This window comes from Pinisolibacter sp. DMC19 (genome assembly GCF_056313985.1).
On record NZ_JBQUZF010000010.1, the window covers coordinates 41172 to 63697 of the forward strand.

A 22526-nucleotide genomic window follows, 5' to 3' on the forward strand; every position below is an offset into this window, starting at 1 on the left:
GCCTCAATCCTCCTCTTCGACGTGGGGCTGCCCGAAGGAGCGCCACAGCAGCACCGGGATCACCAGCATGAAGACGACGATCTCCTTCATGTCGGAGGCGTAGAAGGAGGCGAGCGCCTCGACGATGCCGACGCCCAGCGCCGCCGCGGCGGTCAGCGGATGGCTGACCAGCCCGCCGACGATCGCGGCGACGAAGCCCTTGAGACCGATGATGAAACCGGTGTCGTAGTAGATCGTGGCGAGGGGGGCGACGAGGATGCCGGAGAGCGCGCCGATCAACGCGGCGAGCGCGAAGGCGAGCTTGCCGGCAAACGACGTGCGGATGCCGACGAGGCGGGCGCCGAGGCGGTTGACCGCGGTGGCGCGCAAGGCCTTGCCCCACAGCGACCTTTCGAAGAACAGCCAGAGCGCGACGATGGTGACGGCGGTGAGGGCATAGACCGCGATCGACTGACCGGTGATCAGGAGCGGCCCGGCCGTCACCATGGCGTCGGAGATCGCCGGCGCGCGCAGGCCCTCGGCGCCGAAGAAGACGAGGCCGAGGCCGACCAGCGCCAGATGGACGCCGACGGCGGTGATCATCAGCGTCAGCACCGAGGCGCCGGCGATCGGCATGAAGACGACGCGGTAGAGGAGCGGCCCGAGCGGCGTGACGAGCGCCAGCGTCAGGGCGAAATGGACGGCGGGGCCGTAGCCCCGGCCGGCGATCGCGAAGGTCGCCGCGACGACGGCGCCGGGCAGCGCCAGGTCGAAGAGGACGGCAGGCCCGAGCCGGCGGCCGATCGCCCCTTCGCGCACCGCGGCGACCATGTCGAAGACGAAGGCGGCGACGCCGAAACCGGCCAGGAGCCAGACCGTGCCGGGCAGCTTGCCGGCCTCGAGCAGGGCCTGCGTCAGGGCGCCGAAGGCGACGAATTCCCCTTGCGGGATGAAGACGACGCGCGTGACCGCGAAGACCAGCACGAGGGCGAGGCCCAGGAGCGCGTAGATCGCCCCGTTCGTGATACCGTCCTGCAGAAGGAAGAGCAGAATCGTGCCGTCCACCGGCTTCGCCCCCTCGTGGTTCATCCCGCACGGGACCGTCTCCACGAAGCGAAGGCCTCGTGAAACGGCGGATTCTCGCGATGTCCGGGGACGAGACGCCCCTCCCGATGTTCTCGTTCTTATTTGATATACAGCATAACTATTATCCCGTATAAGAGCAAGACGAGACATGACGGAAAGATCGGACGACGCGTCCGAGAGGCCTTCGATGAGCATGCACGAGACCGCCCCCCGCCCCGCCGAGGGCGTGCCCAAGGGCCGCCGGCCGCGGCGCGTGCCGGCGCGCGGTGCGATCGACGAGATCGAGGAGGCGGGGGAGACGAGCGCGGCGTCGGGCGATCTCGACCTGTCGGGGCTCGACGGCGTGATCGGCTACACGCTCAGGCGGGCGCAGCTCGCGGTCTTCGAGGATTTCGCACGGCGCTTCGCACGGCTCGATCTGAAGCCGGCGCAATATTCGGTGCTGTTGGTGATCGGCGACAATCCGGGCCGCAAACAGTCGGAGATCGCGGCGGCGCTGGGCATCCAGCGGCCGAATTTCGTCGCCATGCTCGACGAGTTGGAACGTCGGGGTCTCGCCGAGCGCACGCGCTCGACCACCGACCGGCGCAGCCATGCGGTCGTGCTGACGGAAGCCGGCGAGAAGCTGCTGGCGACCGCTCGCGCCGAACAGGCACAGCAGGAGATCGATCTCGGCGCCTTCCTCGGAGAGGGCGGCCGCGAGACGCTGGTCGGGTTTCTGAGACGCCTCGCCCGGATCGACTGATCGCCTTCATCGAACATCGCAGAGCCGGCGAGCCGGCGGCGAGGGGGCCTCCTCGCCGCCGGCTGGCCGTCGTCGCATCTCGCGCCCGGGTCGGAATCCAGGGGGGGAACGGGCGAAAGGCGGACGGATTGCAATGCTTCGGCGTCAGTCGACCGCGACGACCGTCGAGGGCGGGCCGCCCTTGTCGGTCCGCCAGACGATCGTGCAGGCGGAGGGCGGGCAGGAATCGATCGTCCCGAGGGACGACCCGGCGCGATCACCCGGCATCGGCGCCTCGTCCCGTGCGACGGCGAGTGCGGACACGCCGACCACGGCGAGAGCGGAGAGGAGGGCGACAGACTTCGAGGTCCTGTTCATTGGCCACCTCCATGGGGTCTCTCGACCAGGGGGAGATCATGCTTCGAATCGATTTAAGCGTCTCCCCGGACTTGGGCAGATGGTTGACGATTCGTAAATGAACAGCCCGGATGTGATCACGTTCGCGTGCGGGTCGCGTGCGTTCTCGTGTACCGCATCCCCGAGGTGGCGGAGACGGTTCGGATCGGCGGTTTCCCGGGGCACGCGCGGCGATTGTTCGCGTCGCCGGGTCGACAGCGGCGGCGCCTTGTGCGAGGGAGCGGCACCGACATTTCGAGAGGCCAAACATGTCCGAAACCCGCGATTCCAACGGCAACGTCCTCAAGGACGGCGACAGCGTCACCCTGATCAAGGATCTCAAGGTCAAGGGCACCTCGGTGACGCTCAAGCGCGGCACGCTCGTCAAGAACATCCGCCTGACCGACGACACCGACCTGATCGAGTGCAACGCCGAGAAGGTGAAGGGCCTCGTCCTGCGCGTCGAGTTCCTCAAGAAGGCGTGAGCCGACGGGCGCCCTCGCTGCGATGGGCGCCTACCGAACACGTCAGGCTCTTGACGGGCAGGGCACGCCCGAGGCGATGATGGCGGCGGCGCTATGCTGCGCCGCCGACCGGAGCCCGCGATGACCACGCCGACCCTCGACGCCTATCCCGTCCGCGCCTTCGACAAGCTGCGCTACGGCGACACCGATCGTCAGGGCCACGTCAACAACGCCGTCTTCGCCACCTTCCTCGAGACCGGTCGGGTCGAGCTGATCCTCGACGCCGACAAGGGGCTGCTCGCGCCCGGGCGCTCCTTCGTTCTGGCGCGGCTCGAGATCGATCTCGTCGCCGAGATCCACTGGCCCGGCACGGTCGAGATCGGCACCGCCGTCACCAAGGTCGGCCGCTCGTCGATCGCGCTGGAGCAGGGCATCTTCCAGGACGGCCGGCTCTGCGCCCGCGGCGTCTCGGTCGTCGTGCTGGTCGACGACGCGACGCGGCGCTCGACGGCGCTGCCCGAAGACGCCGTCGCCCGGTTGGAGGGCCTTCGTCGCGGTGAGGGGTGACGGACGATTGGCGTCGTGCGCGTGCATCGGCTATGGTCCGGCGCACCAACGGAGCCAGTCCATGTCGCACGATCCCGCCGCCGCCGCCGCCACCTCGAACCGCGCCGCCGCCGAAGGGCCGGCGATCGGCGAGACGGGCGGAACCGGGGGCGGCTCCACCGCCTCCTTCGGCTTCCGCGAAGTGCCGCTCGAGGAGAAGCAGCACCTCGTCGACGACGTCTTCCACAAGGTCGCCACCCGCTACGACATCATGAACGACGTCATGTCGGGCGGCCTGCACCGGCTGTGGAAGGACGCGATGGTGTCGAAACTGTCGCCGCCGAAGATCGGCCGGCGCCCGTGGGAATCGCTCGACATGGCCGGTGGCACCGGCGACATCGCCTTCCGCATCGTCGAGAAGTCCGACCGCAAGGCCAAGGTCACCGTTTCCGACATCAACGGCTCGATGCTGGGTGTCGGCCGCGAGCGCGCCGAGAAGCGCGGGCTCTCCGACAATCTCGACTTCGTCGAGGCCAATGCCGAGGAACTGCCCTTCGAGGCGAACCGCTTCGACGCCTATACGATCGCCTTCGGCATCCGCAACGTGCCGCGCATCGACAAGGCGCTCTCCGAGGCCTACCGCGTGCTCAAGCCGGGCGGACGCATCCTGGTGCTCGAGTTCTCGCAGGTGGTGATCCCCGGCCTCGACAAGATCTACGACGCCTTCTCCTTCAATCTGATCCCCTTGATGGGCAAGGTGATCGCCGGCGACGGCGAACCCTATCGCTATCTGGTGGAATCGATCCGGCGCTTCCCCACCCAGGAGAAGTTCGCCGAGATGATCCGCGACGCCGGCTTCTCGCGCGTCGACTACACCAACCTCACCGGCGGCATCGCCGCGATCCATTCCGGCTGGAAGATCTGACGCGATGGCTCGGGTGATCGGTTCGCTGTTCCTGCTCGCGCGCGCCGGCTGGGTTCTGGCCCGCGAGGGTGTCGTCACTGCCGTCGCCCCGCCCGATCCGCCGCCGCTCGCCCGTCTCGGACTGTGGGCCGTCTCGCTCGTCGAGCGCCGCGACGCCGAGGGCGTCTCGCGCGGGCAACGCGCCAGCCGCGCGCTGAACCGGCTCGGTCCGTCGTGGATCAAGCTCGGCCAGTTCCTCGCCACCCGCCCCGACGTGATCGGCCGGACGCTCGCCGACGATCTCGAGGCGTTGCAGGACCGGGTCGAGGCCTTCCCCTCCGACGAGGCACGCGCGATCGTCGAGAAATCGATCGGCAAGCCGATCTCCGAAGCCTTCCTCGCCTTCGGCGACGTGGTCGCCGCCGCCTCGATCGCGCAGGTCCACAAGGCCCGCATCCGCGGCCGCGACGGGGCCGAGCGCGACGTCGCCGTCAAGGTGCTGCGCCCCGACGTCGAGGCGCGCTTCCGGCGCGATCTTTCCGCCTTCTACCTCGCCGCCCGGCTGATCGAGACGATCGCGCCCTTCACCCGGCGGCTGCGTCCGATCGCCGTCGTCGACACGCTCGCCCGCTCGGTCCGGCTCGAGATGGACCTCCGCCTCGAGGCGGCGGCGCTGTCGGAAATGGCGGAGAACACCGCCGCCGACCCGGACTTCCGGGTGCCGAGCGTCGACTGGGAGCGCACCCGGCGCAACGTGCTGGTGCTCGAGTGGATCGACGGGCTGAAGCTCGGCGAGCCGGACGCGTTGGCCGCGGCGGGGCACGATCCGATCCGCCTCTCCAAGGTGGTGATGCAGTCCTTCCTGCGTCACGCCATGCGCGACGGCTTCTTCCACGCCGACATGCACCAGGGCAACCTGTTCGTCGACGCCAAGGGCGATCTCGTCGCCGTCGACTACGGCATCACCGGGCGCCTCGCGCCCTCCGAACGGCGCTTCCTCGCCGAGATCCTCTACGGCTTCATCACCCGCGACTACATGCGGGTGGCGCGCGTCCATTTCGAGGCCGGCTACGTGCCGGCGTCACAGGAGCTCGAGGTCTTCGCCCAGGCGCTGCGCGCCGTCGGCGAGCCCTTGCGCGACCGGCCGCCGAGCGAGATCTCGATGGCGGGCCTGCTCGGTCAGCTCTTCGAATACACCGACGTCTTCGACATGAAGACGCAGCCGCGGCTGATCCTGCTGCAGAAGACGATGGTGGTGGTCGAGGGCGTCGCGCGCGTGCTCGATCCCGACCTCGACATCTGGGCGGTCAGCGAACCCGTCGTGCGCGAATGGGTCGAGAAGAACCTCGGCCCGACCGCCCGCATCGCCGACGTCGCCTCTTCCGCCGGCGCCGCCGGCCGGCTGGCCCTCGCCCTGCCGCGGCTCGCCGAACGGCTGGAGACGGTATCGGACGCCGCCGCGCGCTGGGCCGACGGCGGCATCCGGCTCGATGCCGAGACGGTCGAGGCGATCGCCCGTGCCGACCGCCGTCACGGCCGGGTCGAGCGCTTCGCCCTCGTCGTCGGCGCCGTCTCGCTCGCCGTCCTCGCGCTCGCCCTCTTCGTCTGACCGCCGCGCGGTTTCGGGAAAGGATCCTGCCTTTGACGACCAACGCTCCCGCCGACCGGCTCGCCGCCGTCTTCGCCCGGATCGACGCCGAGAACGCACAGGATCCGACCACGATCGACGACGGCGGCGCGATGCGACCGCAGGCCCTCGTCTACGGCGAACGCATGACGGCGCGGCTGGCGACGCTCTCACCGGAGGCCTCCGACCTCGTCCGCATCGCCGCGCGCGCCCAGCACGTCCGCCGCTTCGACATGCCGCGCGGGTCGTATCCGATGGACAAGCCCGGCTATTTCGCCTGGCGCAACGCGCTGAAGATCCATCACGCCGAGGTCGTCGGGCGGCTGATGGCCGAGACCGGCTGGAGCGAGAACGAGATCGCGCGGGTCGGTTCGATCGTCCGCAAGGAGCGGCTGAAGCGCGATCCGGACGCACAGCTCGTCGAAGACTGCGCCGCGCTGGTCTTCCTCGAGCACGAGTTCGCCGCCTTCGGCGCCAAATACACCGACGAGAAGATCGTCGACATCGTCGCCAAGACCTGGGCCAAGATGTCCGAGGCCGGCCACGCCGCGGCGCTCGAGCTGGTGCCGTCGCTGCCGGAACGGTTGCAGGCGCTGACGGTGAAGGCTGTCACCGGGGTGTGACGCCGTCGATTCGGCCGGCGTGATTTGTCCGTGCGCGATGCTTCGAGACGGCGTTCTTCGAGCGCCTCCTCAGCATGAGGCGTATGTGGTTGTATCGAAACAAGAAAACGGACGCCTCATGCTGAGGAGGGCGGCCGCCGGTCGCCCGTCTCGAAGCATCGCGCACCCGTGCACCGACCTCGCCGCCCCGCCTCAGCCCGCCGCGAGCCGCGCCACCACGCCCTCGCCCGCCGCACGTCCCGTCGAGAAACAGGCCTGCAGCAGGTAGCCGCCGGTCGGCGCCTCCCAGTCGAGCATCTCGCCGCAGACGAAGACGCCCGGCTGCTTCTTCAGCATGAAACGGGCGTCGACCTCGTCGAAGCGGATGCCGCCGGCCGAGGAGATCGCCTTGTCGAGCGGCGCCATGCCGGAGATGCGGATCGGCACCGCCTTGACCAGCGCGGCGAGGTCGTCCGGCGCGGTCGGCAGCCTGCCGCCGGCGCCCTCGCGCAGGAGACCCGCGGCGACGGGGGCGAGGCCGGCGTTCTTGCGCAGGACGTTGGCCATGCTGTCGCCCTTGCGGGCATCGCCGATCGAGCGGGCGATCTCCTCCGCCGCGACGCCGGGGCGCAGGTCGAAGATCACCGTCGCCGAGCCTTCCGCGGCGATGCGGTCGCGGATCGCCGCCGACAGCGGATAGATCGCCCCGCCCTCGAGGCCGCGGCGCGTCACCATCGCCTCGCCGATCGAGACCTCGTCGTCGAGCCGGATCGCCACGCGCTTCAACGGCGAACCCTCGAAACGGTCGCGGAAGATGTCGGTCCAGGCGACGTCGAAGCCGCAGTTGGTCGGCGTGAGCGGCGCGACCGCGATGCCGAGATCCTCGAGGACCTTGGTCCAGCCGCCGTCCGAGCCGAGGCGCGGCCAGCTGGCGCCGCCGAGCGCCAGGACGACCGCGTCGGCGGGGAGCCGCTCCTCGTTGCCGGCGGCGTCGCGGAAGACCGGCACGCCCTCGGCGAAGCCGGTCCAGCGCAGGCGGGTGCGGCTGGTCACGCCGAGGTCGGCGAGACGCTTCCCCCAGGCGCGCAGCAGCGGCGAGGCCTTGAACGACTTGGGGAAGACGCGGCCCGACGAGCCGACGAAGGTCTCCTCGCCGAGATCGGCGGCGAAAGCGCGCAGCGCCTCGGGCGGGAAGGCCATGATGGCGCCGCGCAGGCGGAACACCGCCTCGCCGTAGCGCGTCAGCAGTCGGTCGAGCGGTTCGGAATGGGTGAGGTTCAGCCCGCCGCGGCCGGCCATCAGGAGCTTGCGGCCGAAGGAGGGCATCCGGTCGACGATGGTGACGCGATGGCCCGCCGTCGCGATCACGTCCGCCGCCATCAGACCCGCCGGCCCACCGCCGATCACCACCACGTCGCTCATTCCGATCCCTCCGGCACGGTCCGGACCGAAACGATTCCGGCGGCCATGGAGGCTTGATCCTCCATCGGGGCCGCCGACGCAAGCTCCGACGACGAACCGTCATCGTTTCCTATCGTCGAACGATCCATTCGCCAGGCCGGGGATGGGCATCGAAGGCGACCTAAGTCATTCTCCCGATCGAGCCGCGGCCTGCCCCGCCGCAACGACAAGATCCCCCCCTCGAAGACGGCGCGACGCGCCCCGGAGATCCCCATGACCAAGGTCCTCGTTCTCTACTATTCCTCTTACGGCCACCTCGAGACGATGGCGAACGCCGTCGCCGAGGGCGCCCGTGCGGCCGGCGCCGAGGTCGTGGTGAAGCGCGTGCCGGAGACCGTTCCGGAAGAGGTCGCCAAGGGCGCCCACTTCAAGCTCGACCAGGCCGCGCCGATCGCCACCGTCGACGAGCTGCCGGAATACGACGCCATCATCTTCGGCGCGCCGACCCGCTTCGGCACCGTCGCCTCGCAGATGCGTTCCTTCATCGACCAGACCGGCGGTCTGTGGTTCACCGGCAAGCTGATCGGCAAGGTCGGTTCGATCTTCACGTCGTCGGCGACCCAGCACGGCGGTCAGGAATCGACCATCCTCGGCTTCATGCCGACCCTGCTGCATCACGGCATGGTGGTCGTCGGCCTGCCCTATTCCTTCGCCGGCCAGATGGGCGTCGACGAGATCAAGGGCGGCTCGCCCTACGGCGCCTCCACCATCTCGGACGGCGACGGCTCGCGTCAGCCCTCCAAGGTCGAGCTCGACGCCGCCCGCTTCCAGGGCCGTCACGTCGCCGAGATCGCCGGCAAGCTGGCGAAGTGATGCGGCTTCCGGCGGCCCGCGCCGCCGGACGGGTCCCCCAAGAAAAATGCCCCGCGTCGGGAAACCGGCGCGGGGCAGTTTCGTCTCGGGGGGAAAGCCCTCGCCGGTCGGCGAGGGAGGAGGTCACTTCACGATCGCCCAGTTGCCGTCCTTGACGGTGATGAGGATGCGGCCGCGATCGTCGACGCCGTAGTGGTCGGTGGCGGAGTAGTTGTAGACCGCCTGGCTCGCGGCGAGTTCCTTCTCGCTCTCGAGCGCGGCGCGGATCGCCTCGCGGAACTCCTGGGTGCCGGGCTTGGCGGTCTTCAGCGCCACGGGCACGACGCGCTTCAGGAGTTCGAAGACGTCGTTCATGTGGGCACCGAACTGCGTCACCGAGCCGGCGCCGAACTTCGCCTCGTAGGCCGTCGTATAGGCGACGCCCGGCGCCTTCGTCAGGGCGGAAGCGTCCTGCGCGTCGGCGGCGACCACCGGGCCGGCGGTGAAGATCACGCCCTCGGCCGACTTGCCGGCGATGCGCATGAAGTCGCGGGTGACGGCGCCGTGGGTCTGGTAGATCGGCCCGGTGAAGCCGCGTTCGCGCAGGCCGATGACCGGCAGCGCCGCGGCGGTACCGGAAGCGCCGACCAGCACCGCGTCGGGACGCGAGGCGACCAGCTTCAGCACCTGGCCTGCGACCGAGGTGTCGGCGCGGGCGTAGCGTTCGTCGGCGACCATCTCGAGGCCCATCGGCACGGCCGAGGCCTTGAACTCCTTGACCCAGAGATCGCCCCAGCTGTCGGAGAAGCCGATGATGCCGACGCGCTTGACGCCCTTGGCCTTCATGTTCTCGAACAGGCCCTTGGCCATCAGCGGCACCGGCTGGGGCATGACGAAGGTCCATTTCTCGCGACCCGGCTGGAAGGGCATCGGCGAGAGGGCGAAATGCGGCAGCGCCGCCTCGAAGGCGACGCCGGCCACCGCGATGGTGGCGGGGGTGACCGAGGAGCCGATCAGGATGTCGACCTTGTCCTCGGTGGCGAGGCGGCGGGCATTGGTGGTGGCGTTGGTCGGATCGCCGGCGTCGTCGAGCTGGACGATCTCGAGTTTCGCTCCGCCGTAGTCCTTGGCGACCACTTCGAGCGTGTTCTTCTCGGGGATGCCGAGGGCGGCCCCCTGCCCGGTCGTCGAGATGGTCACGCCGACCTTGATGACCGGCGCGTCGGCGAGCGCAGGAGCGGCGAGGCCGACGGCGAAGACGGCGCCCAGCAGGGCCCGTCGCGAGAACTGCGACATGCGATCGGTCACGGGAGTTCCTCCTCTTTCGCGTTTCCTCGAGGGCGCCGGCATCTTCTCGCGCCAGTCGCCCGAATGCGTCCGCCGGCGGGTCAGCCGTTCGGGGTCGAGAGCCGGCGGATCACCTCGTCCGGGATCGCCTTCGGCTTCATCTTCTTGGGATCGTCGGGATCGCGGCCGGCCCAGACGCGGACCTCGCGCGCCTCGATGGCGACGATCTCGCCGCCGTCGGGGCCGGGTCGCAGCAGGCGATGGGCGATCTCGAAGCTCGAGCGGCCGAACTTCACGACGCGGGTCTCGATCACCACGTCGTCGCCGAAACTCGAGGGCACCGAGAACTTCGCGCCGGTGTCGACCATCGGGTAGCCGATGATGTCGAAGTCGGCGATGAGATCGCGCTTCTTCCAGCCAACCGCCTCGAAGAGGTGATGGGTGGAACTGTCGAACATCGCGAAATATCGCGGATAGAAGACGATGCCGGCGGCGTCGCAGTCGGCCCATTCGATCCGCACGCTGCGTCGGTTGACGAACATCGGCCTCACCGCGGCTGCATGCGAAGGGCGCCGTCGAGGCGGACCACTTCACCGTTGAGATAGGCGTTCTCGGCCATGGCGACCGCGAGCGCCGCGAATTCCGACGGCTCGCCGAGGCGCGCCGGGAAGGGGATCGACCGGCCGAGCGAGGCGCGCGCCTCCTCGGGCAGCGAGAGCAGCAGCGGCGTCAGGAAGAGGCCGGGGGCGATGGCGTTGACGCGGATGCCGAACTGGGCGAGCTCGCGGGCGATCGGCAAGGTCATCGAGACGATGCCGCCCTTGGACGCCGCATAGGCCGCCTGGCCGATCTGGCCCTCGAAGGCGGCGACGGAGGCCGTGTTGATCACCACGCCGCGTTCGCCGGTGTCCAGAGGCTCGAGCCGGCTCATCGCGGCGGTCGCGAGCCGCAGCATGTTGAAGGAGCCGAGGAGGTTCACCCGGATCACCGTCTCGAAGTCGGAAAGCGCCTGCGGCCCCTCCTTGCCGAGCACCCGTTTGGCGATGCCGATACCGGCGCAGTTGACGAGGATGCGGGCGGTCCCGACGTCTCGCTCGATGCGGGCGAAGGCCGCCTCGGCGGCCGCCGCGTCCGCCACGTCGAGGGCGATCGCCAGACCGCCGAGCGCGCTCGCGACCTCGGTCGCCGCCGCCTCGTTGCGGTCGACGATCACGACCTTCGCGCCCTTGGCCGCCAGTGCCTCGGCGGTTGCCCGGCCGAGGCCGGAGCCGCCGCCGGTGACGATCGCGATCGATCCGTCGATCTTCATGGACGCTCTCCCGTCGCTTCCGGGTTTTCGACGAGGACGGCGATGCCCTGACCGCCGCCGATGCAGGCCGACGCGATGCCCCAGCGCAAGCCGCGGCGGCGCAGTTCGCGGGCGACCGTCAGCGTCAGGCGCACGCCGGTCGCCCCGAGCGGATGGCCGATGGCGATGGCGCCGCCGTTGACGTCGAGCTTCTCCTCGTCGAGGCCGAGTTCGATGGCGCAGGCCATGACCTGAGCGCCGAAGGCCTCGTTGATCTCGACGCGGTCGACCTCGCCGACGGCGATGCCGGCCTTGGCGCAGACCGCGCGGATCGCCGGCACCGGGCCGATGCCCATGTGGTCGGGCGCGACGCCGACGGAAGCCGCGGCGACGACGCGAGCGAGCGGCCGGCGCCCTTCGGCGCGGACCCGCTTGCCCGAGGCGAGCACCACGGCGGCGGCGCCGTCGACGATCGCCGAGGAGTTGCCACCGGTCTGGACGCCGCCGAAGGCGGGGCGGATCTTCGCCAGCATCTCGATCGGCGAGGGACGGACGTGGTCGTCCTCCGTGACGACGTCGCCCCTCTTCGGCAGTTTGATCGCGCGGGGATCGAAGCCGTCGCGTTCGAAGGTCTCGTCGGTGACCGCGACGATCTCGTCGTCGAAGAAGCCCTCCTCGCGCGCCTTCAGCGCGCGGGCGAAGGAGCGGGCGGCGAAGGCGTCGACCGCCTCGCGGGTAATGCCGTGCTTCTTCGCCAGGTTCTCCGCCGTACCGCCCATCGTGGTGTGGCAGGCGGTGTCGAGCAGGCTCTCCCACAGGAAGTCCCTGAACTCGATCTGGCCCATGCGGAAGCCGTTTCGATGGGTATAGGCGGCGACCGGATTGCGGCTCATCGACTCGGTGCCGACGGCGAGGGCGGCCTCGACCCGGCCGAGCGAGATCGCGTCGGCGGCCTGAGCCACCGCCTCGACGCCCGTGCCGCAGATGCGCTGGACGAGATGGGCGGGCACTTCCACCGGCACGCCGCAGTAGAGGCCGATGTGGCGGGGCAGGAAGTAGGCGTCGAAGCTCGCCTGCGCCATGTTGCCGGCGACCACCGTGCCGATGGTCGCGGGATCGACGGCGGCGCGCTTCAGCGCCTCGCGGCCGACCTTGATGGCGAGATCGGTCGGCGACACGGTCGAGAGCCGGCCGTTGTAGTCGCAGAAGGGCGTGCGCACGCCGTCGAGGATGAAGACGTCGTCGAAGGCGAGCGCGACGGCGCCCGGAACGGTGGTCATGATCGATCCCTCAGATGCGGACGACGTGGGGCGCGGCGTCGGGGGCATAGAGCGCCTCGATGTCGGCGGCACGGTTGGCGAGCACGGCGCGCTGGTTGAGCGAACCCTTGTCGGTCGCCTCGCCGAGGTCGATCGACGGCGGGATGGAGAGCAGCGCCAGCCGGGTAACGCGGGTCGACGACCCCGTCGCCTCGCGGGCGAGTTCGGCGAGCCGCTCCTGGAAGACGTCCTTGACCATCTGGTCGCAGAGGACTTCGTCGAAGGGCGTCTCGGGGGGGAGATGCGGCGCGAGCTTCCGCGTCTCGACCTCGTCGGGGAAGACCAGCATGCCGACGTGGTCGCGATCGTGACCGGTGACGGCGGCGTCCTTGACCAGCGGGTCGAAGCGGCCGACGAACTCGGTGCGGAGCGGTCCGACCGAGACCCAGGTGCCGGTCGCCAGCTTGAAGTCTTCGGCGACGCGGCCGTCGAACTCGAAACCGGCGGCGAAGTTGTTGGGCTCGGCGAGACGCAGCGCGTCGCCCATCAGATAGAAGCCTTCGGCGTCGAAGACCCCCTGCGTCAGGTCGGGGCGGCGCCAGTAGCCGGGCGTGATGTTGGGGCCGCGCAGGCGAGCCTCGAGCTTGCCGGCGTTGGGCACGAGCTTCAGCTCGACGCCGCGATGGGGCACGCCGACGATGCCGGGACGATCGGCGTCGCGCACGCCGATGAGGGCACCCGGCGCGGTCTCGGTCGAGCCGAGCGAGGTGGTGAAGGCGATCGGCCGGCCGACCGTCTCGATCGCCAACTCGCGGTAGGCGTCCCATATCGGCTTGGAGAGGCCGGCGCCGGCATAGAACATCAGCTTCAGCCGCGAGAAGAACTGCCGACGCAGGTCGGCGTCGGCCCTGAGGTGCGGAAGCAGCGCCTCGAAGCCCTTGGGGACGTTGAAGTAGATGGTCGGGGCGATCTCGCGCAGATTGGCGATGGTGGCGCCGATGCCGGCCGGGATCGGCTTGCCCTCGTCGATGTAGAGCGTGCCGCCGTTGTAGAGGGCGATGCCGAAATTGTGGTTGGAGCCGAAGGTATGCGCCCAGGGCAGCCAATCGACCAGCACCGGCGGCTCGTCCTTGAGGAAGGCCAGCGCCTCGGCGAGCATCGCCTGATTGGCGCAGAGCATGCGCTGGGTGTTGGTCACCGCCTTCGGATAGCCGGTCGAGCCCGAGGTCAGCAGGAACTTGGCGATCGTGTCGGCGCCGACCTCGGAACGCGCCGAGACGACGGCGGAGGAGATCGGCCGGTCGACGAGGCTCGAGAAACGGGTGGCACCGAGTTCGGCGGCGGTGTCGTCGGAGACGACGATCTCGATGCCGCGGCTCCGTGCCAGCCTCAGGGCGCGTCCGAAGGTGACGCCGTCGGAGGCGAAGACCAGCCGCGGGGTCAGGAGATCGATCGCATAGGCGAGTTTGCCGAGGTCCTGCGAGATGGTCGAATAGGCCGTCGACATCGGGCAGGTCGGCACGCCGACCGCCATGCCGGCGAGGCTGAGCAGCGCGTGGTCGATGCCGTTGCCCGACAGGATCAGCACCGGCTCGTCGACCGACAGGTCGCGGGCGAGCAGCGCCGCGCCGATGTGCAGGATCTGTTCGAAGGCGGCGCCGTAGGTCAGTTCGCGCCAGCCGCCGGTCTGGTCGCGCTCGGCCAGGAACACCCGGTGCGGCGTGACCTTGGCCCAGTGTTCGAGCCGATCGACCAGCGAGGCGGAATAGTGCGGCAGCGGCTTGGCGGAGCGCACGACGATGATGCCGTCGGGGCGGCTCTCGACGACGGGGTCGAGCCTGCCGAAGAGACGCATCGGCGCGATCGCCGGTATCATGGCGTTCATGGTTCCCTCCCCGGAGCGCGCGGGTCCCCGCGTCGGCTCCTCGTTTCCTCGTGCCCCGTTCGGGCATCGACGGCCGGTTCGTCCGGCTCGTCGGGTGTTCCTCCGCGTCCGGTCAGTCCGGACGGGAAACCTTGGCGGCGCGCTTCTCGAGGAAGTCACGGACGCGGCCCTTGGCCTCGCGGTCGCCCTGGGCGACGGCGGAGACGAGACTTTCCATCAGATAGCCGACGCGCGGATCGGCATCGGCGATGCGCGGCAGCGCCTGGATCACCGAGAAGTTGGTGAGGGGGGCGTTGGCGCACATCTTGGTCGCGAGTTCCAAACCGCGCTCGAAGCCCGCGCCGTCCTCGACGAGATACTGCGAGAAGCCGAGCGGCACGCCCTCGGCGGCCGAATAGGTACGGCCGGTCAGCATCATGTCGGCCATGCGGGCGACACCGATCAGCTTGGGCAGGCGGACCGAACCGCCACCGCCGACGAAGATGCCGCGCTGACCCTCGGGGAGCGCGTAGAAGGCGTTCGTCTCGGCGACGCGGACATGGGCGGCGCAGGCGAGTTCGAGGCCGCCGCCGATCACCGCGCCCTTGAGGACCGCGACCACAGGCACGCGGCCGAACTCGATCTTCTCGAAGCAGCGATGCCAGGCACGCGAATGGAACACGCCCTCGGTGACGTCGCGCTCGGAGATCTCCGAGAGATCGAGGCCGGCGGAGAAGTTCGGGCCGATGCCGTGGATCACCACCGAGCGGACGTCGGGGGGAACCGTCGAGAAGGTCTCGTCGAGCGCCTCGATCGTCTCGTCGTTGATGGCGTTGCGCTTGGCGGGGCGATCGAGCCCGACGACGAGCACGTCGCCGCGCCGCTCGACCACGATCGGCGATCCGGCGGCGACCGCCGCCGCCGCGGAGGATTGGGTCACGGGCATCTCGCTCCTCGATGTTCATTTTTGTAATAGTTATTTTCTATAACAATCTCGATCTGTCAAGCGATCCCATCCGGCAAAATGCGGAGAAACACGGATGAGCCCGCGCGAGCCGCGTCAACCGGTACGAGAGGCCGTGCGCGACGACACGCCGCACCTTCGTCCGGACCGGAAAAGGACCGAAGAGACGCTCCGAAGCCCCCGGGCAGCGGGCGAGGACGCCGCCGGCGCGGCAGAGCCGTCGGCGGCCAGCGGATCGGAAGGCCGGGGCAGAACGGACGGACGCCGCGCCGCGAGGGTCGCGCGTGCGGCGGCGCGACGGATCGTCGACGTACGGGGCGGCCTACTCGGCGGCGCCGCGGACCAGCCCGCCGTTGCACAGGGCATCGCAGATCGCCGCCCAGGCGCCACGGTCGGCGGGCGACTGGCCGAGGCCCATGGCGGAGGCGAGAAGGTCGAGCGCCTCCCAATCCCGGCTGCGACGCGCGGCGGAAATGGCGGATTCGGCCGCGATCGCACCACGGCGCCACTCGCTCAGATCGCGATCGTTCATCGTATCGACTTCGTCGTGCATGGCACGCCTCACTCAGTCGTATGGCCGGTGGCGTCGGCAGGTCGGGCGAGAGGTCGCTCGCTCCGGAGATGTCGGCGACATCGACGGAAGGCGATCCGCGTCGGCGGCAATTCGTCGGCGAGATCGGAGACTGTACGAGCGCCCAATCCGCTCGATATCGTACACGATCGCCTCACGACGATCCTTGTCGGCACCTGCGCGTCCGAGCAAGAGCCGATGAATAATACGATCGTATAAGAAACATCGTGACGGCCGGTCGGAAGTCGTCCGCGCCGTCTTCGACGGCAGATCTCGCACGCACGTGTGGCGGACGGCGATCGCGTCCGGGAAGACCTTCGTCCGATGGTCGCAGTGCGCTGCCGCCGGTCGTCGAGCTGGAGTAGACTGACGAGGCGCGACGATCGACCGACTCGTCGGCGACGAGAGCCGTGACGTAGAACGTGTCGGCCGCGAGGGTCGCGCGAGAGAATCCATGGGCCGATCACCCATGGGCCGGGCCGCTGCGCCGCCGCGTGTCGACCGATGCCGGCTGCGACATCCCCGGCCATGGGCGGAGAAGCCGTCGAACGCATGGCCGGCCCGCGAAAATGGCGTGGCCCGTGGCCTTCGTCGAGACCCCGACTGGGGTCTTTACTGATACCAAAGTATTCCTACTTTGGTATCACATTGGCCAAGTCATATGATGAGTAGCGACCCGCTCGGTCGCCTGCCCGAAAGGCCTGTCCATGTCGCAGACGTCACGCCTCGTCCTCGTGGTGAACTCCGGTTCGTCGTCGATGAAGTTCACGCTTCTGCCGGCCGGCGGCGGCGAAGCGCTGGTCTCGGGCATCGCCGAATGCCTCGGGCTTCCCGAGGCCCGCATCGTCGTCAAGGAGAACGGCGCCAAGACCATCGCCGACCTGACGCGCGGCGACCACGCCGGCGCCATCGCCGCCCTCTTCGCCCACCTCGACCACGAGGGCCTGCTCGATCGCATCGCCGTCGTCGGCCATCGCGTCGTCCAGGGCGGCGACATCTTCAAGGAGAGCGTGATCGTCACGCCCCGGGTGATCGCCGACATCGAGAAGCTCGCGCCGCTGGCGCCGCTGCACAATCCGGCCCATCTGATCGGCCTCAGGGCCTGCATCGAGGCCATGCCGAACGTGCCGCAGGTCGTCGTCTTCGACAGCGCCTTCCATCAGACCATGCCGCCGGCCGCCTACACCTACGCCGTGCCGCGCGTCTATGCCCGCGAACACGCAGTGCGCCGCTACGGCGCCCACGGCACGTCGCATCGCTACGTCTCCGCCGAGGCGGTACGCGTCCTCGGCCTCGACCCCGTCGATCACGGCATCGTCGTCGCCCATCTCGGCAACGGCGCCTCGGCGACTGCGGTCGTCAACGGCTGCTCGGTCGACACCTCGATGGGCATGACGCCGCTCGAGGGTCTGGTGATGGGCACCCGTTCCGGCGACATCGACGTCGGCGCCGTCGCCCACATCGCCCGCGTCACCGGCAAGGACATCTTCCAGCTCGACGCCATGCTCAACAAGGAGAGCGGGCTCCTCGGCATCTCCGAACTGTCCAACGACTGCCGCACGCTGGAGGCCGCCGCCGACGAGGGCCACGAAGGCGCCAAGCTGGCGCTCGACGTCTTCGTCCATCGCCTCGCCCGCTACGTCGGCGCGCTGGCGACCTCGCTGCCGCGCTTCGACGCCCTGGTGTTCACCGGCGGCATCGGCGAGAATTCGGCGCGAATCCGTGCGATGACGCTGAAGCATCTCGCGGTGTTCGGCTTCGTGGTCGACGAGGACGCCAATGCGGCGACCTTCGGCGGCAAGGCAGGGGTCATCGGTCGCGGTCGCGCCACCCTCGCCGCCGTGATACCGACCGACGAGGAAGGCCTCATCGCCGCCGACGCCGCCCGCCTCGTCGGCCTCGACATCGAAGACGAAGAGCCGGAACTCTCCGCCGAAGCCGTCTGATCCCCGGAGCCAACCATGAACGCCGCCACCGCCCGTCACACCTTCTACCTCGTGCCGGTCTCGAGCGAGCCGGGCCTCACCTCGATGGCCCTCGGCCTCGTCCGGGCGCTGCAGCTCGCGGGCGTCAAGGTCGGCTTCCTCAAGCCGATCGTGCAGCCCGAGGCGATCGTCGGCGACACCGACCTCGCCTCGCACTTCGCCCGCACGCTCTGCGGCACCCAGACGCCCGAGCCGATCCCCTTCGACCACGCCGCCCAGATGGTGCGCGCCGGCCGGCTGTCGGACCTGATGGAAGAAGTGGTGGCGCTGGCCGAGACGGTGCGCGCGACCCACGACGTGGTGATCGTCGAGGGCCTGATCCCCGACGCCGACTTCCAGATCGCCACCCGCCTCAACATCGAGATCATCCGCTCGCTCGGCGCCGATCTGGTGCCGGTGATGATCGGCCACTCGCGCGATCCCGCCAAGCTCGCCGCCAAGACCGCGGCGGCGATGGAGCAGTACGGCGACGACGGCCGCCGGCCGATCGCCGGTGTGCTGATCAACCACTGCACCACGGCCCATGCCGCGACGCTCGCGTCCGCCCGCCTGCTGAAGCTCGACAGCGGCGCCGAGGTGCCGATCATCGCCGCCGTGCCGACCGCCTCGAAACTGTCGGCGCCACGCATCCTCGACATCGCCGAAGCGCTCGGCCTCGAGGTCTTCCATCGCGGCGACATCGCCACAGCCCGCGCCCAGGCGCATCTGGTGGCGGCGCGCTCCTGCGAGAAGCTGATCGGTCATCTGCGCCCCGACACGCTCGTCGTCACGCCCGGCGACCGTTCCGACGCCATCCTCGCCACGGCGCTGGTCGCCCAGCGCGGCATGCCGCTCGCCGGTCTGCTCTTCACCTGCGGTTCGCGCCCGGCGCCGGAGATGGAGGCACTGCTGCGTCTGCCGCCGCTCGATCGCCTGCCGCAGCTCGGCACCGAGGACGACACCTTCACCACGGCGACGAAGCTCGCCAACCTGTCGAGCCACGTCGGCCGCGACGATGCGGTGCGGATGGAGCGCGTCATCGCCTTCGTCGCCGAGCAGATCGTCGTCGAACCGTTGCTGTCGCGGATGAACCTGCCGGTCGAGGCGCTGATGCCACCGCCGGTGTTCCGCCATCGTCTGGTCGAGGCGGCGCGCGCCGCCGACCGGCGCATCGTCCTGCCGGAAGGCGACGAGCCCCGCACCATCCGGGCGGCGGCGATCTGCGCCGAGAAGGGCATCGCCCGCTGCGTCCTGCTGGGCAAGCCGGAGACGGTGCGTGCGGTCGCCGCCGACCACGGAATCGACCTGCCGGACGGCGTCGAGATCCTCGACGCCGAGACGGCTCGCGGCGCCTATGTCGCCCCGATGGTCGAGCGCCGTAAGGCCAAGGGGCTCACCGCCGTCCAGGCCGAGAAGGGCCTCGAGGACACCGTCGTGCTCGGCACGATGATGCTGGCTGAAGGCGACGTCGACGGCCTCGTCTCGGGCGCCGTCCACACCACCGCCAACACCGTCCGCCCGGCGCTGCAGCTGATCAAGACCGCGCCCGGCTCGTCGATCGTGTCGTCGGTGTTCTTCATGCTGATGCCGGATCAGGTGCTGGTCTACGGCGACTGCGCCATCAACCCCAACCCGAATGCCGAGGAACTGGCGGAGATCGCCATTCAGTCGGCCGATTCGGCCGCCGCCTTCGGCATCGAGCCGCGCGTCGCGATGATCTCCTATTCGACCGGCTCCTCGGGGGCCGGTGAGGACGTGGAGAAGGTGCGCGAGGCGACCCGTCTGGTGAAGGAGCGTCGCCCCGACCTCGCGGTCGACGGCCCGATCCAGTACGACGCGGCCTCCGTCGAGAGCGTCGGCCGCCAGAAGGCGCCGGGCAGCCCGGTCGCGGGACACGCCAACGTCTTCATCTTCCCCGACCTCAACACCGGCAACACCACCTACAAGGCGGTGCAGCGTTCGGCGGGTGTCGTCTCGGTCGGCCCGATGCTGCAGGGCCTCCGCAAGCCGGTCAACGACCTGTCGCGCGGCGCTCTGGTCGACGACATCGTCTACACGATCGCGCTGACCGCCATCCAGGCGGAGGCCGGCGACGGCGCCGCCAAGCGTGCCGCCACGACGCTCGACGCCGCGGCGGAGTGAGGATGGGGATCTCGACTCGCGATCCCTTCTCTGCGACGCTCTTCGGCCGGCTCGCGCCGGCCGACCTCACGACGGAGCGCCCATGACCACGCCCGAGGCCACGGCGGCCGACGCCGATCCCGATCCGTCGGTGCCGGCGCGCCATCGCGATCTCGAGCAGATCGCCAACGCGGCGCTGCGCCTCGGTCGGCTGATGATGGAATGCGGCGCCCGCGTCGGCGTGGTGCGCGAGGGCATCCGCCTCGTCGCCCTCGGGCTCGGCGCCGAGAGCGTCGGGGTGCGCTGCGGCTATGCCTCGCTGGCGGCGACCGTCGGCGTCGGCTCGATCACCATCACCCGCATGTCCGAGGTCGGCCGCCACGCGGTCAACCACCGGCTCGATCTGGCGCTGCGCCGCTATGCCCTCGAGATCCGCGAGACCGGCGGCACCGCCGCCGACGTCCAGGCGGGCCTAGACCGGCTGGTGCGCGAGACGCCGCATCATTCACCGATGGTCATCGCGCTCGCCACCGGCCTCGCCTGCGCCGCCTTCGGCCGGCTGCTCGGCATGGACTGGCTCGGCTTCGTGCCGGTGTGGGTCGGCGGAACGATCGGCCAGCTCGGGCGCCATCATCTGTTGCGGCGTGGCATCAACCTTCACGTCATGGCGGCGCTGGTCGCCTTCACCGCCGGCTCGATCGGCGGCTGGGGCGCGAAGTTGCTCGGCTCCGGCAGCGTCGAGATGGCGCTGATGGCCTCGACGCTGCTGCTCGTCCCCGGCGTGCCGGCGACCAACGCGCAGATGGACATCATGGAGGGCTTCCCGACGGTCGGCTCGGCCCGCGCCGTGGTGGTCGCCATGATCATGGTCTTCTCCACCACCGGCATCTGGTGCGCCAACGCGTTGATGAGGACCTTCTCGTGACCGCGATCCCGCCCCTTCTCCTCACCATCGGCCATCAGGCGTTCTTCGGCGCGGTGGCGGCCGTCGGTTTCGGCGTGCTGTTCAACTTCGGCCGCGCCAACCTGCGCTGGTGCGCGGGGGCGGGCGCTCTGGCGCTCGCGGTGCGCACGGTGTGCCTCTCGGCACAGTGGAGCCTGGAGGCCGCGTCCTTCGTCGCGGCGCTCACGGCGGCGAGCCTCGTCGTCTTCTTCGTGCGCGAACGCGGCGAAGGTGCCGACGCGATCGGGCTGGCCGGCTGCATTCCGATGGTGCCGGGCGCCTTCTTCGGCAAGGCGCTGCTCGGCTTCTTCGCCCTGACGACGCCGGGTGCGGCCGACCCCGGCGCGCTGATGGTCTCCTCGTCGGAAGCGCTGCTGCGCGTCGTCTTCACCCTGGGCGCGATCGGCGCCGGCCTCGCCGTGCCGACCCACATGACGCGCAATCGCGGCTTCTGATCACACCCGCTCGAGCGCCACGGCGATGCCCTGGCCGACGCCGATGCACATGGTGGAGAGCGAATAACGGCCTCCGGTGCGCGCCAGTTCCAGCGCCGCCGTGCCGGTGATGCGCGCGCCCGACATGCCGAGCGGATGGCCCAGCGCGATGGCGCCGCCGTTGGGATTCACATGGGGCGCGTCGTCGGCGATGCCGAGGGCGCGCAGGGTCGCCAGCCCCTGCGAGGCGAAGGCCTCGTTGAGCTCGATCACCGAGAGATCGCCGACCGAGAGACCGAGCCGGGCGAGGAGCTTCTGCGACGCCGGCGCCGGGCCGATGCCCATGACGCGCGGCGGCACGCCGGCCGCAGCTCCACCGAGCACGCGGGCGATCGGCGTCAGACCGTGGCGCTTCGCCGCCGCATCCGAGGCGAGGATCAGTGCCGCCGCGCCGTCGTTGACGCCCGACGCATTGCCGGCGGTGACCGATCCACCCTTGCGGAATGGTGCCGGCAGGGCGGAAAGTGCTTCCAGCGTGGTGGCGCGCGGATGTTCGTCGCGATCGACCACCACCGGATCGCCCTTGCGCTTCGGGATGGTCACGGGCGTGATCTCGGCGGCGAGACGGCCGTTGCCTTGGGCCGCTGCGGCCTTCTCCTGCGAGCGCCAGGCGAAAAGGTCCTGATCGGTGCGGGAGATGCCATGATCCTCCGCCACGTTCTCCGCCGTCTCGGGCATCGAATCGACGCCGTACTGCGCCTTCATCAGCGGATTGACGAAGCGCCAGCCGATGGTCGTGTCATGGATCTCGGCGGCGCGCGAGAAGGCGGTCTCGGCCTTGGGCATGACGAAGGGTGCGCGCGACATGCTCTCGACGCCGCCGGCGATCATCAGATCGGCCTCGCCGGCCTTGATGGCGCGGGCCGCCATGATCACCGCGTCCATGCCGGAGCCGCAGAGCCGGTTGACCGTCGTGCCCGAGACCGCGACGGGAAAGCCGGCGAGCAGCAGGCTCATGCGCGCGACGTTGCGATTGTCCTCGCCGGCCTGGTTGGCGCAGCCGAAGATCACGTCGTCTACGCCGTCGAGATCCAGCCCGGCGTTGCGGGCGGCGAGCGCCCTGAGCGGCACGGCGCCGAGATCGTCGGCCCGAACGGAAGAGAGCGCCCCGCCGAAGCGGCCGATCGGCGTGCGGACGTAGTCACAGACGAAGACCTCGGCCATGTGATGCGTTTCCCTCCTCGGTGGCC

General features: G+C 69.9%; 22 protein-coding genes. 11 read left to right on the plus strand and 11 right to left on the minus strand.

Annotation, left to right across the window (positions count from 1 at the left end; translation table 11 throughout):
- Positions 1 to 3: 3 nt before the first annotated feature.
- Positions 4 to 1044: a branched-chain amino acid ABC transporter permease gene (locus ACT53U_RS18570; protein WP_476157327.1), complete on the minus strand. Its 1041-nt coding sequence runs from the start codon at positions 1042 to 1044 to the stop codon at positions 4 to 6.
- A 208-nt stretch (positions 1045 to 1252) separates the two neighbouring features.
- Between ACT53U_RS18570 and ACT53U_RS18575 the strand changes: the two genes are divergently transcribed.
- Positions 1253 to 1810: a MarR family winged helix-turn-helix transcriptional regulator gene (locus ACT53U_RS18575; RefSeq protein ID WP_476157328.1), complete on the plus strand. Its 558-nt coding sequence runs from the start codon at positions 1253 to 1255 to the stop codon at positions 1808 to 1810.
- Positions 1811 to 1954: 144 nt separating this feature from the next.
- On the opposite strand, the gene ACT53U_RS18580 is transcribed toward ACT53U_RS18575, so the two are convergent.
- Positions 1955 to 2167 carry a hypothetical protein gene (locus ACT53U_RS18580; RefSeq protein WP_476157329.1) on the minus strand — a complete coding sequence of 71 codons (213 nt, stop codon included), beginning with the start codon at positions 2165 to 2167 and terminating at the stop codon, positions 1955 to 1957.
- A gap of 287 nt (positions 2168 to 2454) precedes the next feature.
- Between ACT53U_RS18580 and ACT53U_RS18585 the strand changes: the two genes are divergently transcribed.
- The 5 genes from ACT53U_RS18585 (at position 2455) to ACT53U_RS18605 (ending at position 6349) form a co-directional block, all read left to right on the plus strand.
- Positions 2455 to 2670 (plus strand): alkylphosphonate utilization protein, encoded by a 216-nt coding sequence (locus tag ACT53U_RS18585; RefSeq protein ID WP_476134330.1) that lies wholly within the window; start codon positions 2455 to 2457, stop codon positions 2668 to 2670.
- A gap of 120 nt (positions 2671 to 2790) precedes the next feature.
- Entirely contained in the window at positions 2791 to 3216 is a 426-nt protein-coding gene (locus ACT53U_RS18590; protein ID WP_476157330.1) for an acyl-CoA thioesterase, read from the plus strand.
- 61 nt (positions 3217 to 3277) lie between these two features.
- Positions 3278 to 4120 (plus strand): bifunctional demethylmenaquinone methyltransferase/2-methoxy-6-polyprenyl-1,4-benzoquinol methylase UbiE, encoded by an 843-nt coding sequence (gene ubiE / locus ACT53U_RS18595; protein ID WP_476157331.1) that lies wholly within the window; start codon positions 3278 to 3280, stop codon positions 4118 to 4120.
- Positions 4121 to 4124: 4 nt separating this feature from the next.
- Positions 4125 to 5708 (plus strand): 2-polyprenylphenol 6-hydroxylase, encoded by a 1584-nt coding sequence (gene ubiB / locus ACT53U_RS18600; RefSeq protein ID WP_476157333.1) that lies wholly within the window; start codon positions 4125 to 4127, stop codon positions 5706 to 5708.
- Positions 5709 to 5740: 32 nt separating this feature from the next.
- Positions 5741 to 6349: a DUF4202 domain-containing protein gene (locus ACT53U_RS18605; protein WP_476157334.1), complete on the plus strand. Its 609-nt coding sequence runs from the start codon at positions 5741 to 5743 to the stop codon at positions 6347 to 6349.
- Positions 6350 to 6541: 192 nt separating this feature from the next.
- Here ACT53U_RS18605 and ACT53U_RS18610 read toward each other — a convergent pair whose 3' ends face one another.
- Positions 6542 to 7750: a TIGR03862 family flavoprotein gene (locus ACT53U_RS18610; RefSeq protein WP_476157336.1), complete on the minus strand. Its 1209-nt coding sequence runs from the start codon at positions 7748 to 7750 to the stop codon at positions 6542 to 6544.
- Between the two features lie 252 nt (positions 7751 to 8002).
- Between ACT53U_RS18610 and wrbA the strand changes: the two genes are divergently transcribed.
- On the plus strand, positions 8003 to 8602 hold the full coding sequence (gene wrbA / locus ACT53U_RS18615; protein ID WP_476157338.1) for an NAD(P)H:quinone oxidoreductase type IV: 600 nt from the start codon (positions 8003 to 8005) through the stop codon (positions 8600 to 8602).
- A gap of 123 nt (positions 8603 to 8725) precedes the next feature.
- Here the strand turns inward: wrbA and ACT53U_RS18620 are convergent, their stop codons facing one another.
- The 7 genes from ACT53U_RS18620 to ACT53U_RS18650 all read right to left on the minus strand — a co-directional run bounded on the left by ACT53U_RS18620 (position 8726) and on the right by ACT53U_RS18650 (position 15775).
- Positions 8726 to 9877, minus strand: a complete 1152-nt coding sequence (locus ACT53U_RS18620) for an ABC transporter substrate-binding protein (RefSeq protein WP_476157428.1) — start codon at positions 9875 to 9877, stop codon at positions 8726 to 8728.
- 92 nt (positions 9878 to 9969) lie between these two features.
- Positions 9970 to 10410: an acyl-CoA thioesterase gene (locus ACT53U_RS18625; RefSeq protein WP_476157340.1), complete on the minus strand. Its 441-nt coding sequence runs from the start codon at positions 10408 to 10410 to the stop codon at positions 9970 to 9972.
- Positions 10411 to 10415: 5 nt separating this feature from the next.
- Complete coding sequence (locus ACT53U_RS18630) at positions 10416 to 11177, minus strand: SDR family NAD(P)-dependent oxidoreductase (RefSeq protein ID WP_476157342.1); 762 nt, start codon at positions 11175 to 11177, stop codon at positions 10416 to 10418.
- Complete coding sequence (locus ACT53U_RS18635; protein ID WP_476157344.1) at positions 11174 to 12436, minus strand: thiolase family protein; 1263 nt, start codon at positions 12434 to 12436, stop codon at positions 11174 to 11176. Before ACT53U_RS18635 ends, ACT53U_RS18630 begins: the two co-directional genes overlap by 4 nt.
- Positions 12437 to 12446: 10 nt before the next feature.
- Positions 12447 to 14300, minus strand: a complete 1854-nt coding sequence (locus ACT53U_RS18640; protein WP_476157346.1) for a feruloyl-CoA synthase — start codon at positions 14298 to 14300, stop codon at positions 12447 to 12449.
- A gap of 112 nt (positions 14301 to 14412) precedes the next feature.
- The gene (locus tag ACT53U_RS18645) at positions 14413 to 15219 is read right to left on the minus strand and encodes a crotonase/enoyl-CoA hydratase family protein (protein ID WP_476157348.1); all 807 of its coding nucleotides are present in this window, start codon (positions 15217 to 15219) and stop codon (positions 14413 to 14415) included.
- A 346-nt stretch (positions 15220 to 15565) separates the two neighbouring features.
- Positions 15566 to 15775 carry a hypothetical protein gene (locus tag ACT53U_RS18650; RefSeq protein WP_476157350.1) on the minus strand — a complete coding sequence of 70 codons (210 nt, stop codon included), beginning with the start codon at positions 15773 to 15775 and terminating at the stop codon, positions 15566 to 15568.
- A gap of 746 nt (positions 15776 to 16521) precedes the next feature.
- Here ACT53U_RS18650 and ACT53U_RS18655 point away from each other — a divergent pair.
- From ACT53U_RS18655 to ACT53U_RS18670, 4 genes are all read left to right on the plus strand, one after another.
- On the plus strand, positions 16522 to 17760 hold the full coding sequence (locus ACT53U_RS18655) for an acetate/propionate family kinase (RefSeq protein WP_476157351.1): 1239 nt from the start codon (positions 16522 to 16524) through the stop codon (positions 17758 to 17760).
- A 15-nt stretch (positions 17761 to 17775) separates the two neighbouring features.
- The gene (gene pta / locus ACT53U_RS18660) at positions 17776 to 19920 is read left to right on the plus strand and encodes a phosphate acetyltransferase (RefSeq protein ID WP_476157353.1); all 2145 of its coding nucleotides are present in this window, start codon (positions 17776 to 17778) and stop codon (positions 19918 to 19920) included.
- Positions 19921 to 20002: 82 nt separating this feature from the next.
- On the plus strand, positions 20003 to 20824 hold the full coding sequence (locus ACT53U_RS18665) for a threonine/serine exporter family protein (RefSeq protein WP_476157354.1): 822 nt from the start codon (positions 20003 to 20005) through the stop codon (positions 20822 to 20824).
- A complete protein-coding gene (locus tag ACT53U_RS18670) occupies positions 20821 to 21297 on the plus strand; it encodes a threonine/serine exporter family protein (protein WP_476157355.1) in 477 nt (158 codons plus the stop codon). The genes ACT53U_RS18665 and ACT53U_RS18670 overlap by 4 nt, the downstream gene beginning before the upstream one ends.
- Here the strand turns inward: ACT53U_RS18670 and pcaF are convergent, their stop codons facing one another.
- Positions 21298 to 22500: a 3-oxoadipyl-CoA thiolase gene (gene pcaF / locus ACT53U_RS18675; RefSeq protein ID WP_476157356.1), complete on the minus strand. Its 1203-nt coding sequence runs from the start codon at positions 22498 to 22500 to the stop codon at positions 21298 to 21300.
- Between the last annotated feature and the right edge of the window lie 26 nt (positions 22501 to 22526).